We start from the raw sequence: 13,872 nt of genomic DNA on the forward strand, positions 1-13,872 counted from the left end.
TTTGTTACGGAAAGCGCGCATTTTATCAGGTTTGCGCGCCTAAAAACGATTTTCGGCGTCTGCTGCTATCTCAGCCGAAAACACTGCTAAAAGACGGGAACCGGTGAGTATTTCTTCACCGGAACACATCAATTCATATACATCCCGCCGTTCACGTGCAGGGTAGTACCGGTAATATAGGCTGCCTGTGGCGAAGCCAGGAAAGCCACCGCCGCAGCGATGTCTTCCGGCTTGCCCAGACGGGCCAGCGGAATCTGGGTCAGCAGGGCAGCGTGTTGCTCTTCGCCCAGCGATTTGGTCATATCGGTATCGATAAAGCCCGGCGCAACACTGTTGACGGTGATGTTGCGGCTACCGATTTCACGCGCCAGCGCGCGCGTCATGCCTTCTACACCAGCCTTGGCAGCGGCATAGTTCATCTGGCCCGGGTTGCCCGACGAGGCCACCACAGACGTGATGTTGATGATGCGGCCAGTCTTGGCCTTCATCATGCCGCGCAGTACGCCGCGCGACATGCGACCCACGGCGCTCAGATTGGTGGCGATCACCTGATCCCACTCTTCATCCTTCATGCGCATGGCCAGCTGGTCCATGGTGATACCGGCGTTATTGACCAGAATGCCCACCGCGCCATAGGTCTTGCTGATCTCGTCGATCAGACCCGTGCAGCGCTCGGCGTCGGTGACATTGAGTACCACGCCCTTGCCTGCTTCGGCACCGACTTCGGCCAGATAGGCGGAAATCGCTTCGGCACCCGCTTCGCTGGTGGCCGTGCCGATCACGCGCGCACCCTGACGGGCCAGCTCGATGGCAATGGCTTTACCGATGCCGCGCGATGCGCCCGTAACGAGGGCAACTTGGTTTGCTAAATTCATGTATTTCCTTTGACGTGTAGGGAGTGTGCCTGAAGACCTGCTTACTTGCCTGCTTAATTAGCTGCTGAATTATTTGAGCAGGGTCAACACGCGTTCCAGCGATGCTTGATCGGTAATGGCGTCGCCCACCAGATTGCCATCGATACGTTTGGTCAGACCCATCAGCACCTTGCCCGGACCGCATTCGATCACGTTGGTGATGCCTTCGGCTGCCACTTTCTGCATGGTTTCTACCCAGCGCACAGGGGCAGCAGCCTGACGTACCAGCGCATCCTTGATGGCAGCCGGGTCGTTCAGCACAGCCACATCGACGTTGTTGATCAGGGCGATCTGCGGTGCGGCAAAGCTCAGGTCGGCCATATAGTCACGCAGACGATCCGAAGCAGGCTTCAGCAGCGACGAGTGGAATGGTGCCGACACAGGCAGCTTCATGGCGCGCTTGGCGCCCTTGCCCTTGGCGATTTCGCACGCGCGTTCGACGGCCGCGGTTTCACCGGCGATCACCACCTGTGCTGGTGCATTGAAGTTGACGGCTTCGACCACGCCGCCAGCGGCAGCGGCTTCGCTGCACGAGGCACGCACATCATCATCGCTCAGGCCCAGTACCACGGCCATGGTGCCCTGCCCGACCGGCACGGCTTCCTGCATGGCTTGCGCACGGAAGCGTACCAGCGGTACAGCATCCTTGAACTGGATCACACCGGCCGCAACCAGTGCCGAGTATTCACCAAGGCTGTGACCCGCTACCAGCGATGGCAGCGGACCACCAGCCGCCAGCCAGGCGCGATACACGGCCACGGCGGCCGTCAGCATCACTGGCTGGGTATTGGTGGTCAGATCGAGCTCTTCTTTCGGGCCTTCGGCCATCAGTTTGCCCAGATCGAACTGCAGCGCGTCGGACGCTTCTGCAATGGTTTGAGCGACCACAGGATTACCGGCAAAGCCTTCCATCATGGCAATCGCTTGCGAACCTTGACCAGGGAAAACAAAAGCAAATTTAGTCATTACTTCATCCATCAGATTATGTAGATCGCTACGCTAGCATGTCATCGTGACATCTGCACTACTGGCGAGTTCGTTAGAACTCTAATTCTAAATCAGGGCCTAAAGTGCGGCCTTTTTGTCGCCTACCTCTGGCAAACCATTCATTTTCACAAGAACAGCGCCCCACGTAAAGCCACCCCCCACACCTTCCATCATCACGTTGTGACCATTTTGGATGCGACCATCGCGTACCGCCACGTCTAGCGCCAGCGGAATCGAGGCAGCCGAGGTGTTGCCATGCTGATCTACCGTGACCACCATTTTTTCTGGCGGCAGGCCCAGTTTCTTGCCCGTGCTGCTCATGATGCGAATGTTGGCTTGATGTGGCACCAGCCAGTCGATCTGGTCCTGCGTCATGCCAGCGTGCTCCAGAGCTTCATGCGCCACCTTCTCCAGCACGGAAACCGCCAGCTTGAATACGGCCGGACCGTCCATGTACAGGAAGGCCGAACCATCCACGCCACCGGCACTGACATTGCCCGGCACGCTCAGCACGTCCGAATGACGTCCGTCCGCGTGCAGCTTGGTGGCCAGCACGCCCGGCTCTTCCGATGCCGTCATGACGATAGCGCCAGCGCCGTCGCCGAACAGCACGCAGGTGGTGCGGTCTTCGAAATTCAGGATGCGCGAGAATACTTCGGCGCCAATCACCAGCACGTTCTTGTGCACACCGGCACGGATGAAAGCATCGGCCGTCGAAACGGCATACACGAAGCCCGAGCACACGGCCTGTACGTCAACGGCAGCGCCATTGTTGGTGATACCGAGTTTCTGCTGCACGATGCAGGCCGTGCTAGGGAAGCTGCCGAGGAAGTCCGGCGTCGAACTGGCCAGAATGATCAGATCGATATCGTTAGGTTGCAGCTTGGCCATGTCCAGCGCGCGCTGCGCGGCGATCACGGCCAGATCGGAAGATTTCTGCTCGGCTTCGGCGAAGTGACGCGCCGAAATGCCGCTACGGGTGACGATCCACTCGTCGGAAGTTTCAATACCGTTGGCTGCGAGCTGATCCGCCAGTTGCTGGTTGGTCACGCGCTTTGCTGGCAGATAGCTGCCAGTGCCGATAATTTTGCTATACAAAGTCATGCCCTCTCGTCGTCCACTACAGATTATTTTGAGGCCGGTGTTTCCGGCGCTTCGGCATTGCGCGGCATGAGCTCGGAAATCAGGGTCGAGATATGCGGCAACACATCATTTTTTGCAGCATCATACGCGCGCTTGATCGCCCATTCAAACGAATATGCATCAGCACCGCCATGGCTCTTGAACACCAGACCACGCAGACCCAGCAGGCTGGCGCCGTTATAGCGCGATGGCGACAGACGCTTCTTGACGTTGTTCAGTGCGCCACGACCGATCAGCGCACCCAGCATGGTGAGCGGATTGCGGGTGAATTCCGATTTGACCGTATCAGCAAAGAAGCGTGCCACACCTTCGACTGCCTTGAGTGTGACGTTACCCACAAAGCCGTCACAGACGACGATATCGGTCGTGCCTTTGAAGATGTCATTGCCTTCCACATTGCCGTAGAAGTTGAGCGCACCGCGCTCGTGGTCAGCCTGCAGCAGTTTGCTGGTGGCTTTGACCACATCGTTGCCCTTGATGTCTTCCGTGCCCACGTTGAGCAGGCCCAGCGTAGGACGGGGAATATTTTCCATCGCCGACACCATGACGGAACCCATGATGGCGAACTGGTGCAGGTGGTGCGGTTCGCAATCCACGTTGGCACCCAGATCCAGCATATAGGTCGGGCCGCCCTTCTGGTTAGGCATGATGCTGCAGATGGCCGGACGATCGACGCCCGTCATGGTTTTCAGCACATAGCGGGCCACCGCCATCAGCGCGCCCGTATTACCGGCCGACACGCAGGCCTGAGTCTTACCGTCCTTGACCTGTTCGATGGCCACGCGCATCGACGAGTCTTTTTTACGGCGCAGCGCCACTTCCAGCGGATCATCCATGGTCACCTGCTCGGAGGCGTGCACGATGCTCAGACGCGGGTGGTCTTCGGCGTGATGTTTTTTCAGTTCCGCACGTAATACGTCTTCCAGACCGACCAGTACCAGTTCGGCGTCAGCATGCTGCTTGAGGAAGGAAATTACCGCGGGGATAGTGACCGATGGACCATGGTCTCCGCCCATGCAGTCGATAGAAATTTTGATTGTCATTTGGGTTGATTCAGTACCACGCTCCAGTCCCGATGGGGCTGGCGACGGCCGGCGGCGGACCATACAGCGGTCGGTCTACGCGATTCAAAATGACGGTGTGCAAAGAGGATTGCAGCCGATGATAAAGAAAAAGCGATGCTGCGCGCCTTATACACGTAGCACCGCCTATTTCAGAGTCCAGCAAAAGCGTCGATTACTCGTCGTTTTTGGTTTTCAGGACTTTACGACCACGGTAGAAGCCGTTAGGGCTGATGTGGTGACGCAGGTGGGTTTCACCGGTGGTAGGCTCGATACCCAGTTGTGGAGCAACCAGGAAATCGTGCGAACGGTGCATACCGCGCTTCGATGGGGACTTCTTGTTCTGTTGAACTGCCATGTTAATGACTCCTAATACTAAGTTCTAAAATTTTAACACATTCGACCAGCAAATACATGCGAATCGAGTATCCTACCAGCAAAATTTCTTGTAGGCATTAGTGTATTGCTTTACTACGGTTCACTGCTAACTTGCCATACTCGATTACTACACGCGTTTGACACGTTCTTTACAACACTACTTATTCGGGGTCAGGCCCTTGAGGGCTTCGAAAGGCGACAATTTCGCGCTTTTTGCCTTGTCCAGCAGAGCGGTATCGGGGCAGACTTCATGCTTCGGCGTATGCGGCAGGGCCAGCAACGCTTCGTCTTCCACCATATCCATCAGCTCCATGCTGCGGCTACCGACGATCACATCGATCGTCTCATCATTAATCATTTCTTCGATTTCATCGGCTTGCTCGTCATCTTTACCGAGCATCAACAGCGTCGACGAATCGATGGTGTGCGCGTAAGGCGTCAGGCAGCGCTGGCAAACCAGTTGCACGGTACCGGCAACGGACAGCGTCATCTGCGGGAAGCCCATCTTGCTGATGCTTCCTACGGCACTCCAGGTAATCGTGCCGGACGGGTCCGCACACTCCTTGGCCAAACGGGTCATTTCGGCAACAGGCGTCACGCCTTGCTGGCTGCCGTTGCTCCGACAAAAATCAAAGGCGTCGATCACAATAGCATTCATTACAGAAAATTTCCCCGGAAAACCTGCGATAATAGCAGGGTTTTCAGTCGTAAGTCAAAGGATATGCGTAATTCTCCCTGATTTCAGGCACTTACGCTACCGGCGACAGAGCATATAACATTCCCCTCATGACCACAAGTTTACCCTGCACTCCTGCGCTGCCGCGCCTGATCCTTGCCTCCAGTTCGGCCTACCGCAAGGAATTACTCTCGCGCCTGCAACTGCCGTTTGAAGTGGCTGTACCCGATATCGACGAAACCCCGCTGGCCGGCGAAGGCCCGGCCGACACCGCACTGCGACTGGCGCGCGAGAAGGCTGCCGCCGTCGCCGCCCGCCTGCCCGGCTGTCCGGTGATCGGTTCGGATCAGGTAGCCACGCTCGATGGCACCCAGATCGGCAAGCCCGGCGACCATGCACGCGCTTTGGCACAATTACAACAGATGCGCGGCCGCACCGTGGTGTTCCACACAGCCCTGTGCCTGTGGGATGGTCGCGATGGCAGCTATCAGCTGTACGAAGTACGCGCCCACGTGAGCTTCCGCGATCTGCCCGATGCCGAGCTGGATGCCTATCTGCGCATCGAGCAGCCGTATGACTGCGCCGGCAGCGCCAAGAATGAAGGGCTGGGCATCGCCATCCTCGAACGCATCGAGAGCGATGACCCGACCGCCCTGACGGGTCTGCCCCTGATCGCCCTGACCGGCATGCTGCGCCAAGCTGGCATGCCGTTTTTTAAATAATGCACTATAAGAATCCACTATGACTGGCACCCTCTTCCTGATTCCCAATACGCTGGGCGACACTGAAACTCTGGCTTCCGTCCTGCCCGAACAGGTGCAGCAACTGACTTCGCAGCTCGATTACTTTGTCGCAGAAAACGCCAAGACGGCGCGCGCCTTCCTGAAACTGGTACATGCGCGCCACCCGCTGGCCAAACCGCTGCAGGAAATCCGCATTGCCGAACTGAATGTGAACACCCCCGCCAGTGCCCTCACCGGCCTGCTGCAACCACTGCTGGACGGTCAGGATGGTGGTCTGGTATCGGAAGCAGGCGTACCGGCCGTGGCCGATCCGGGCGCCGATCTGGTGCGACTGGCGCATCAGCATGGCATTCCCGTACGTCCGCTGGTAGGCCCTTCCTCGCTACTGCTGGCCGTGATGGCCAGTGGACTGAACGGCCAGAGCTTTGCCTTCAATGGCTACCTGCCCACCGATGCGGCCCAGCGCGCTACCCGCATCAAGGAACTGGAGCAACGCTCGCGCAAAGAAAAACAGACTCAGCTCTTTATCGAAACGCCCTACCGCAACGGCGCCATGCTGGAAGCACTGAGCACCGCCTGCGCTCCCGGCACGCTGATCTGTGTGGCAACCGATCTGAGCCTGCCTAGCGAGACCATCCGCACCATGACGGCAGCCAAGTGGAAAAGCGCAGCCGCGCCCGACTTCCACAAGAAGCCCACCGTGTTCCTGCTACTGGGACAATAAGTGCTAGCGTAAAGGTCGACGCGCCGCAGCGCTGCCGCAGTCGCGCGCCTGTCAGATGCCGCGCGTATAGTCGCTCACCCATTCGATGGCGGCCAGCTGTATCGCATACAGTGCCGCCGGCGTCAGCTGCAACGCATGCAGGCGCTGCGCCAGATGCTGTCCATCACGCCCCTGCTCTATCTGTTCGATCAGACTGAGCATGCTGCCATAGTCACCCGCACGGTACAGCAGCGCCGTGCGCACTTCTTCCAGCACCTGCACGCTATCGAGCACTTCGTTCATGTGCATGGAAAACAGCGTATCCATCAGCGACATGACCCCCACCGTAAAGCCGATGTCGGCATTCACCCGCTGACCGGGGCGTAGATGCTCCATCATCAGTTCCAGCGTCTTGCCGCGCGTGGTGGCTAGCTGCAGCAGTGGCGATGTAAATTCCTGTATCGCGCCATTTTTCACGTACAACAGGATCTGCAGCCAGCGCTTGAGCTGGCGCCGCCCCAGCACCATTAGCGCATGACCGACCGAATTAACGCGGCAGCGCGCACCTACGGCCGGCGTATTTACTAGCCGCAGCAGATTTAGGGTAATCAGGGCGTCGTGCTTGACGCTGCGCTCGATTTCTTCACTGGCAGCATCCTGATTGAGCAGATCCAGCAGATGTAGCACACTACGCTGCGAGGGGGAAATCTTCTTCCCGCTAAGTATCATGGGACGGGCAAAATAATAGCCCTGGAAGTATTCGAAACCCAGATCCATGCATTGCTGGAACTCGTCCATGGTTTCGACTTTTTCCGCCAGCAGTTTCTGGCGGGGATTCTTGAACTGGCGTGCCAGCGCGGGCAGGTGCTCCAGCCCTTTTTCATGGATATCGATCTTGATGACGTCGCACAGCGGCTGCAACTGCAGCACGTCGTCCGTCTGCTCGACCACATCATCAAGGGCAAACCGGAAGCCGGCACGTTTCAGTTCGCGTATGCGATCCAGCAATTCCGGTGTGGCTTTGACGGTCTCCAGTATTTCGAGAATGACTTTATCGGGTGGCAGGAAGCGGATGAAGTCACTCATCAGGCCGACCGCATCCACATTCACGAAAGCCATCTGCTCGCCCACCACCTGCCCCATGCCCAGTTCGGACGCATGGGCGATCACGCTGGCGGTGGCCGCCGTATTATCGCTGACACAGGCATCGTTACGCACACGGCCATCGCGGAACAGTAGCTCATAAGCTACCAGCCGCTGGCCACGATTCAGTATCGGCTGGCGCGCGAGGAAAAAGTTATCGAACGGTCTGGCCTGCTGCGGTGACGGCGCTAACATCATGGGACCACCCCATCTGGTAATCAGCCTGCGGAAGGCAATCCACGCTTGTCGGATTGCTACTGACTACCAGACTATACCCATCATGTCTTGCTGACAACTTATTTCTGTCGATTAACAGGACGGCGCGGTGCCGCACTACGCCCTTCCGTGGCGCCGCCGCTACGCGGTGCTGCCGGCGCGGGCCGCCGCGCCCTGGCGGCCAGACCTTCGCGACGCTCATCCGTACCAGCGCGCGGCGCGCTGCCAGCCGGGCCACGCCCGGCATTGCCCGCCATTCCGCGCGGTGGATTGCCGCCCGTCGCACGCCCCGCATTAGCGCTTCCTGTACGCGCAGCACTGCCGGCCGCGCCGCGCGGGCCGCTATTGCTAGCGTTAGCGCCCCCATTGCGGTTGGCACTACGCGACGCGCCAGCGGCGGCCGCTGCGTTACGGGGCGAAGCCGTGCCGCCATTGCCACGCACAGGCGTCGGCGTACCCGATTCCAGCGTAAAGCGGGCGCCACTGTCCACGCCCAGCGCCTTGACCAGATACGGCATCACCTGCTTGAGCATGGGTTCCAGCGTGTATGGCGGATTCAGAATGAACATACCGCTGCTATGCAGACCGAAACCATCCGGTGTCGGCTCGCGCGTGGTCAGCACCACATTCAGCCACTCGCTGCACTGCAACTGCTTGAGCTTGTCGGCAAACTGGCGCGATTCCATGCGCTGCAGCAGCGGATACCAGACGGCGTAAGTACCGCTAGGGAAACGCGTAAGCGCCTCGGCCAGCGCATCCTTGACCTTTTTGTAGTCCTGTTTGTCTTCATATGGCGGATCGATCAGCACCAGAGCACGGCGCGATGGCGGCGGAAGCAATGCCTTGAGCGACTGGAAGCCGTCGCTGCGCGCAACGATCACCCGCTTGCCGCGCACGGTAGGACGAATGCCCTGCTCGGCCGCATGTTCTTCCAGCTTGCGGAAGTTATCGGCCAGCAGCTTGGCATCGGCCGGATGCAGCTCGAACAGGCGCAGACGGTCCTGTTCGCGCGCCACCTGCTCGGCGATATACGGCGAGCCGGGGTAGTAGCGCATCTTGCCGCTAGGGTTCATGGCGCGAATCAGATCGACATATTCCTTCAGCTGGGGCGGCATATCGTCGCGCTCCCACAGGGGGCCGATGCCGGTATCGTACTCGGCATTCTTGGAAGCAAACGTCCCATCGAGCGCATACACCCCGGCACCCGAGTGGGTATCGATATAGGTGTAGGCGGTATCTTTCTGGTTCAGATACTGCAGCAGCTGGATGGTGATGAAGTGCTTGAGCACATCGGCGTGATTACCCGCGTGAAAGGCGTGACGGTAACTAAACATAGGGAGGACTTTCTTAAGCGATTCGGGCGCAAGCTTGCGCAAACAAGCCGCATTATCGCCCAGAACGCCCACACCGCCAAAAAACCGCCATTCTTGCCAGCGATCTGGCCCCCCATATCGAATGCATCAAACTGTGCCGCCCGAGCCTGCCTAAGATGGAACTGCCGCGCAGCATCCGCGCGCGACGCTCACCATCGGAGGAGATTATGGCTTTCAATAATGTAGGCCCGCTGACCTTTCTGGCGCCCGGTCAGACGGCGTTCTGGAATTATAGTTACCCCAGCGATCACGGCACCCAGTTTGCCTCGGCTGATGTGAAAGCGCCCAATCAGGGTGCCGTCCACATGGCCGACCAGCAAAGCAAGCGCAAGGAAAACAACGGCAACGCCACCTATTTTGTCCAGATTCACAACAAGGGCATAGGCGGCGCCTTCCACAACCTGCAAGGCGGAGGCATGTCATGAAAATGACCATCATTACTGACGATCAGGACAACATCCTCGCTGCCGTACAGGGCCACTCGCTGACCGAACGTCAGGGTCAGGTCGAAGCCACTGTGTCGTTCGCACCGGGCCACCGCACCCACATGCTGGAAGTGGATGATGATCTGGCCACCATCGACGACCTCGACAGTTTTCAGGATCGCCTGAAACAGCACCTGTGCCAGCATCTGGGCAAGCCCTAAATGACTAGGGACAGGGCCGCAGTGACTGTCTGCGCTGCGGCCCTGCTTTGCGCTCAGGCCACTTTGGGCTCGAAGAATTGCTCGTCCTCGGTCGAACCCTGCAGCGCCGTAGTGGAAGACAGACCGCTCTGGATGCACTGGGTCACTTCATCGAAATAACCGGTACCCACTTCGCGCTGATGCTTCACGGCTGTAAAGCCCCGTTCCGCCGCAGCGAATTCAGCTTCCTGCAATTCCACAAAGGCCGTCATGTGGCGCCGTGCATAGCCGTGCGCGAGATGGAACATGCTGTAATTGAGCGCGTGGAAACCGGCCAGCGTGATGAACTGGAACTTGTACCCCATGGCTGCCAGCTCGCGCTGGAAGCGGGCAATGGTGGCGTCGTCCAGATTCTTTTTCCAGTTAAACGAAGGCGAACAGTTATAGGCCAGCATCTTGCCGGGGAAGCGCGCATGCACGGCTTCGGCAAAGCGCTTGGCATAGGCCAGATCGGGCCGCCCCGTCTCACACCACACCAGATCGGCATACGGAGCGTAGGCCAGCGCCCGCGCCACCGCCTGATCCAGCCCCTTGCGCACCTTGAAGTAACCCTCCACCGTACGCTCGCCCGTGCAGAACGGTTTGTCGTTGTCATCGATATCGGACATCAGCAGATCGGCGCCTTCCGCATCGGTGCGGGCGATCAACAAGGTGCTGGTGCCCATCACATCGGCTGCCAGCCGTGCCGCCGTCAGCTTCTCGATGGCTTCGCGGGTGGAGACCAGCACCTTGCCGCCCATGTGGCCACACTTCTTGGCCGAGGCTAGCTGATCCTCGAAATGCACACCGGCCGCACCCGCTTCTATCATGGCTTTCATCAGCTCGAAGGCATTCAGCACGCCACCGAAGCCCGCTTCCGCATCAGCCACGATGGGCGCAAAGTAATCGATCTCGTCGCGCCCTTCCGACCACTGTATCTGGTCGGCCCGTTGCAAGGTGTTATTGATGCGCTTGACGGCCATGGGCACAGAATTGACGGGATACAGCGATTGATCGGGATACATTTCACCCGCCTGATTGGCGTCGCCAGCCACCTGCCAGCCCGACAGGTAGATGGCTTTCAGCCCTGCCTTGACCTGCTGCAACGCCTGATTGCCCGTCAGCGCGCCCAGCGCATGCACATGCGCTTCCTTGGTCAGCAGTTGCCACAGCTTGTCAGCACCGCGCTGCGCCAGTGTATGACTAATGGGCAAGGAACCGCGCAGGCGCACCACGTCGGCTGCGCTGTAAGTACGTCGCACGCCCATCCAGCGCGGGTTGCTATCCCATTCCTGCTGAAGTTCGACAATTTGCTGTTCACGAGTGGCCATGATGTTCTTCTCCTGCAAAAATTAAAATCCGCTGACTCCATGATAGACCTTTTGTGCTTTGCACAATGAGTCTTATATAAGACAAATGATCAGATTTTAATTATTACAAATCAGCGACTTAAACACGAAATTTCAGGATACGGAAAGCAATTTCTCAAAATGGAAGAATTCGGCGAGAGGTCGAAATGGCGCGTACCACAATGTAAAACGAAGATTTCGCCAGATGAAAAAAAACCCCGGATGCTAATGCATGCGGGGTTTGATCGTGGCGCCAGTGGCGCCCGGCTAGGAACTAACTGCGGCGACGCCGTGCGGTGTAGCCTAACAGGGCCAGCCCGCCCAGCAACATGGCATAGGTGGACGGCTCGGGTACGGCCAGCACGGTGAATCCGGTCGCGGCAATATAGGCGCCCGACATGACGAAATAGCTGATGCTGGCGGTGCTTTCGCTAAACCCGTAAAACACGCCCTCATTCACGCTATCGTCCGGCAGATTAATATTTAATACCACGGATTCAATCAGCTGGTGGTTGGCATCATAGGCAGCAATGGTGGCATCGCCGAAGCTGCGGCCATAATTGAACAGCGCACCCACCGCCACGACCGGCTTCGCGAAAGCCAGTTGCATCATGCTGAAGCCATCATTGGGCGAAGCCAGCGCCATGCCCTCCCACTTGCCGTTCTGGTGGAAACCGAAGTGATCGGTGTAGCCGAACAACGATTTTTCGCCATTGCTACTCCACACCACCCCATCTGCCAGCGTCTGAGGTGTCAAGACATTGCCGCTATGGGGCGTCATCGTCAGCACCGTGGCATCCGGTATCGACGACACCACCGCAGCCTGCGCCGTCAGCACCGTAGCGGCACTTGCAAGCGCCATCAGAAGTTTTTTCATGGCAATTCCTATCGATCAACTTTGTTTGCTATTTTACATCGACAAGCTTAGCACGGTAGCGCCTGCTCCGCTACTAAAATTCCGTCTGCATCCGCATAGATCCACGCGCCGGGACGCACTGCCACCCCTTGAATCTGCACTTGCACCTGCCGGTCACCCTCGCCTTTTTTACTGCTTTTACGGGGGTGTGCCGCCAGCGCACGCACGCCGATCTGGCAGGCATTGATCTCGTCTGTATCGCGGACACAACCATCGACCACGATACCGGCCCAACCGTTGTTCTGCGCTAACAAGCCCAGTTGACCGCCCACCAGCGCGCGGCGCAAGCTGGCGCCACCATCAATCACCAGCACCTGCCCCTGCCCGGCCGTTTCGAGCACAGCACGTACCAGCGCATTGTCTTCGTGCACACGCAGCGTGTAAGCCGGTCCGGCAAAGCTGCGCAGCTGGCCATACGACTGGAATACGGGCGGCAAAACAGCCAGCCGGCCATCATCGAGCTGCTCAGGGTGGTCGTCGCATAAATCGGTGGTGGCAAATTTCATGATCTGTCCTGAACTGGTGTTGAAAATAATGTCAATTCTATGCCGTAGACCAGCAAGCGCACAGCCAGACTGTGGCGAAATGTCAATTTCATCATAAATTCTTCTGTCCTGAACAAGAAATGCGGTACATTAAATATTTCCCCTACTCCGAGCGCGTGTATGACAGACGTGTCCCTATTTTCCCACGAGCAAATCGTCGGTCTGTTGGCGGCCCTCCCTGATCCGGCGTTCATATTTACTCGCAGCGGCCGCTACGCTGCCTTGTTCGGCGGCGCCGACAACCGCTATTACCACGACGGTAGCTCGCTGGTCGGCAAGACCATCGCCGATGTGCTCAGCGATGAACGGGCCGAGTGGTTTGTCCAGCAGATCGGCATAGCGCTCGCGCGGCCCGCCATGCACGTAGTGGAATATCCACTCAGCGGGCGCGATGTACGGGGATTGAGCAACGAAGGGCCGCCCGATGTGATCTGGTTCGAAGGAAGGGTCAGAGCACTCGATTATCAAGTGCAGGGCGAAGATGCCGTGCTATGGATCGCCAGCAATATCACCGCCAGCAAGCGGCTGGAAAAGCAGTTACGCATGTTCAGCGAAACGGATTCGCTGACGGGACTGGCCAACCGGCGCAAACTGATGCAGATGCTGGACGAGCACTTTGAGCTGCACGAGCGCTACAACACTCCCAGCGCTGTGCTGATCTTCGACATCGATGAATTCAAAGGCATCAACGACCGCTACGGCCACCTGTGCGGCGACCGCGCGCTGCAGACCACGGCTGAAGTCTGCCGCTCCGTGCTGCGCAGCACGGATTTTCCCGCCCGTCTGGGTGGCGACGAGTTCGTCGTGCTGATGCCCCATACCACGCGCGAACTGGCCCAGCCCATCGCCGAACGGTTGCGCATGCGCGTGGCAGAAGAACTACGCCTGCTGGGAGTGCTAGGCGATGGCGCCACCATCAGCGGCGGCCTCAGTGAAATGCTGGCCGGCGACCACTCGTTCGAGGATGTGCTCAAGCGCGCCGATGTGGCGCTCTACAATGCAAAACGGCAGGGACGCAACCGCATCACCTGCCATCTTCCAGCCAGTGCCGAAGCCTAGCA

General features: G+C 58.5%; 16 protein-coding genes. 5 read left to right on the forward strand and 11 right to left on the reverse strand.

Translation table 11 applies throughout. The annotated features are described in order from the left end of the window. Positions 1–128 precede the first annotated feature (128 nt). From fabG to ABNT42_RS09800, 6 genes are all read right to left on the reverse strand, one after another. Positions 129–875, reverse strand: coding sequence for a 3-oxoacyl-ACP reductase FabG (gene fabG, locus ABNT42_RS09775; protein WP_155435118.1), 747 nt, complete (start codon positions 873–875; stop codon positions 129–131). A gap of 69 nt (positions 876–944) precedes the next feature. After that, on the reverse strand, positions 945–1,880 hold the full coding sequence (gene fabD, locus ABNT42_RS09780) for an ACP S-malonyltransferase (protein ID WP_348696525.1): 936 nt from the start codon (positions 1,878–1,880) through the stop codon (positions 945–947). Between the two features lie 99 nt (positions 1,881–1,979). After that, positions 1,980–3,005, reverse strand: coding sequence for a beta-ketoacyl-ACP synthase III (locus ABNT42_RS09785; RefSeq protein WP_348696527.1), 1,026 nt, complete (start codon positions 3,003–3,005; stop codon positions 1,980–1,982). Between the two features lie 23 nt (positions 3,006–3,028). Further along, complete coding sequence (plsX, locus tag ABNT42_RS09790; RefSeq protein WP_348696528.1) at positions 3,029–4,087, reverse strand: phosphate acyltransferase PlsX; 1,059 nt, start codon at positions 4,085–4,087, stop codon at positions 3,029–3,031. Positions 4,088–4,280: 193 nt separating this feature from the next. Next, positions 4,281–4,463 carry a 50S ribosomal protein L32 gene (gene rpmF / locus ABNT42_RS09795; protein ID WP_008449924.1) on the reverse strand — a complete coding sequence of 61 codons (183 nt, stop codon included), beginning with the start codon at positions 4,461–4,463 and terminating at the stop codon, positions 4,281–4,283. A gap of 177 nt (positions 4,464–4,640) precedes the next feature. Continuing rightward, entirely contained in the window at positions 4,641–5,141 is a 501-nt protein-coding gene (locus tag ABNT42_RS09800; protein ID WP_348696531.1) for a DUF177 domain-containing protein, read from the reverse strand. A gap of 128 nt (positions 5,142–5,269) precedes the next feature. Between ABNT42_RS09800 and ABNT42_RS09805 the strand changes: the two genes are divergently transcribed. Both ABNT42_RS09805 and ABNT42_RS09810 read left to right on the forward strand, forming a co-directional pair. Then, a complete protein-coding gene (locus ABNT42_RS09805; RefSeq protein WP_348696532.1) occupies positions 5,270–5,881 on the forward strand; it encodes a Maf-like protein in 612 nt (203 codons plus the stop codon). 19 nt (positions 5,882–5,900) lie between these two features. Then, positions 5,901–6,626: an SAM-dependent methyltransferase gene (locus ABNT42_RS09810; protein WP_348696534.1), complete on the forward strand. Its 726-nt coding sequence runs from the start codon at positions 5,901–5,903 to the stop codon at positions 6,624–6,626. Between the two features lie 51 nt (positions 6,627–6,677). On the opposite strand, the gene ABNT42_RS09815 is transcribed toward ABNT42_RS09810, so the two are convergent. Further along, the gene (locus ABNT42_RS09815) at positions 6,678–7,946 is read right to left on the reverse strand and encodes an EAL domain-containing protein (RefSeq protein ID WP_348696536.1); all 1,269 of its coding nucleotides are present in this window, start codon (positions 7,944–7,946) and stop codon (positions 6,678–6,680) included. Between the two features lie 98 nt (positions 7,947–8,044). Further along, positions 8,045–9,298 (reverse strand): 23S rRNA (adenine(2030)-N(6))-methyltransferase RlmJ, encoded by a 1,254-nt coding sequence (gene rlmJ / locus ABNT42_RS09820; RefSeq protein ID WP_348696537.1) that lies wholly within the window; start codon positions 9,296–9,298, stop codon positions 8,045–8,047. A 206-nt stretch (positions 9,299–9,504) separates the two neighbouring features. Here rlmJ and ABNT42_RS09825 point away from each other — a divergent pair, with 206 nt between their 5' ends. After that, entirely contained in the window at positions 9,505–9,762 is a 258-nt protein-coding gene (locus ABNT42_RS09825) for a hypothetical protein (RefSeq protein WP_348696539.1), read from the forward strand. Continuing rightward, on the forward strand, positions 9,759–9,983 hold the full coding sequence (locus tag ABNT42_RS09830; RefSeq protein ID WP_348696541.1) for a hypothetical protein: 225 nt from the start codon (positions 9,759–9,761) through the stop codon (positions 9,981–9,983). The genes ABNT42_RS09825 and ABNT42_RS09830 overlap by 4 nt, the downstream gene beginning before the upstream one ends. Positions 9,984–10,036: 53 nt before the next feature. On the opposite strand, the gene aceA is transcribed toward ABNT42_RS09830, so the two are convergent. The 3 genes from aceA to rraA form a co-directional block, all read right to left on the reverse strand. After that, positions 10,037–11,332, reverse strand: coding sequence for an isocitrate lyase (gene aceA / locus ABNT42_RS09835; protein ID WP_348696543.1), 1,296 nt, complete (start codon positions 11,330–11,332; stop codon positions 10,037–10,039). Positions 11,333–11,624: 292 nt separating this feature from the next. After that, entirely contained in the window at positions 11,625–12,227 is a 603-nt protein-coding gene (locus ABNT42_RS09840) for a PEP-CTERM sorting domain-containing protein (protein WP_348696544.1), read from the reverse strand. Between the two features lie 47 nt (positions 12,228–12,274). Continuing rightward, a complete protein-coding gene (gene rraA, locus ABNT42_RS09845) occupies positions 12,275–12,772 on the reverse strand; it encodes a ribonuclease E activity regulator RraA (RefSeq protein ID WP_348696545.1) in 498 nt (165 codons plus the stop codon). A 159-nt stretch (positions 12,773–12,931) separates the two neighbouring features. On the opposite strand from rraA, the gene ABNT42_RS09850 reads away from it, so the two are divergent. Then, positions 12,932–13,870 carry a diguanylate cyclase gene (locus ABNT42_RS09850; protein WP_348696547.1) on the forward strand — a complete coding sequence of 313 codons (939 nt, stop codon included), beginning with the start codon at positions 12,932–12,934 and terminating at the stop codon, positions 13,868–13,870. Positions 13,871–13,872 lie beyond the last annotated feature (2 nt).

It is taken from the genome of Duganella fentianensis, assembly GCF_964031615.1.
GTDB lineage: Bacteria > Pseudomonadota > Gammaproteobacteria > Burkholderiales > Burkholderiaceae_D > Rugamonas > Rugamonas fentianensis_A.

What these genes read in the sequence shown, in the direction of transcription:
- rlmJ (WP_348696537.1), bottom strand. Translation starts at nt 9,298, where the DNA reads ATGTTTAGTTACCGTCACGCCTTTCACGCGGGTAATCACGCCGATGTG.
- plsX (WP_348696528.1), bottom strand. Translation starts at nt 4,087, where the DNA reads ATGACAATCAAAATTTCTATCGACTGCATGGGCGGAGACCATGGTCCA.
- ABNT42_RS09810 (WP_348696534.1), top strand. Translation starts at nt 5,901, where the DNA reads ATGACTGGCACCCTCTTCCTGATTCCCAATACGCTGGGCGACACTGAA.
- ABNT42_RS09825 (WP_348696539.1), top strand. Translation starts at nt 9,505, where the DNA reads ATGGCTTTCAATAATGTAGGCCCGCTGACCTTTCTGGCGCCCGGTCAG.
- ABNT42_RS09840 (WP_348696544.1), bottom strand. Translation starts at nt 12,227, where the DNA reads ATGAAAAAACTTCTGATGGCGCTTGCAAGTGCCGCTACGGTGCTGACG.
- rpmF (WP_008449924.1), bottom strand. Translation starts at nt 4,463, where the DNA reads ATGGCAGTTCAACAGAACAAGAAGTCCCCATCGAAGCGCGGTATGCAC.
- rraA (WP_348696545.1), bottom strand. Translation starts at nt 12,772, where the DNA reads ATGAAATTTGCCACCACCGATTTATGCGACGACCACCCTGAGCAGCTC.
- fabD (WP_348696525.1), bottom strand. Translation starts at nt 1,880, where the DNA reads ATGACTAAATTTGCTTTTGTTTTCCCTGGTCAAGGTTCGCAAGCGATT.
- aceA (WP_348696543.1), bottom strand. Translation starts at nt 11,332, where the DNA reads ATGGCCACTCGTGAACAGCAAATTGTCGAACTTCAGCAGGAATGGGAT.
- ABNT42_RS09830 (WP_348696541.1), top strand. Translation starts at nt 9,759, where the DNA reads ATGAAAATGACCATCATTACTGACGATCAGGACAACATCCTCGCTGCC.
- fabG (WP_155435118.1), bottom strand. Translation starts at nt 875, where the DNA reads ATGAATTTAGCAAACCAAGTTGCCCTCGTTACGGGCGCATCGCGCGGC.
- ABNT42_RS09785 (WP_348696527.1), bottom strand. Translation starts at nt 3,005, where the DNA reads ATGACTTTGTATAGCAAAATTATCGGCACTGGCAGCTATCTGCCAGCA.
- ABNT42_RS09815 (WP_348696536.1), bottom strand. Translation starts at nt 7,946, where the DNA reads ATGATGTTAGCGCCGTCACCGCAGCAGGCCAGACCGTTCGATAACTTT.
- ABNT42_RS09800 (WP_348696531.1), bottom strand. Translation starts at nt 5,141, where the DNA reads ATGAATGCTATTGTGATCGACGCCTTTGATTTTTGTCGGAGCAACGGC.
- ABNT42_RS09850 (WP_348696547.1), top strand. Translation starts at nt 12,932, where the DNA reads ATGACAGACGTGTCCCTATTTTCCCACGAGCAAATCGTCGGTCTGTTG.
- ABNT42_RS09805 (WP_348696532.1), top strand. Translation starts at nt 5,270, where the DNA reads ATGACCACAAGTTTACCCTGCACTCCTGCGCTGCCGCGCCTGATCCTT.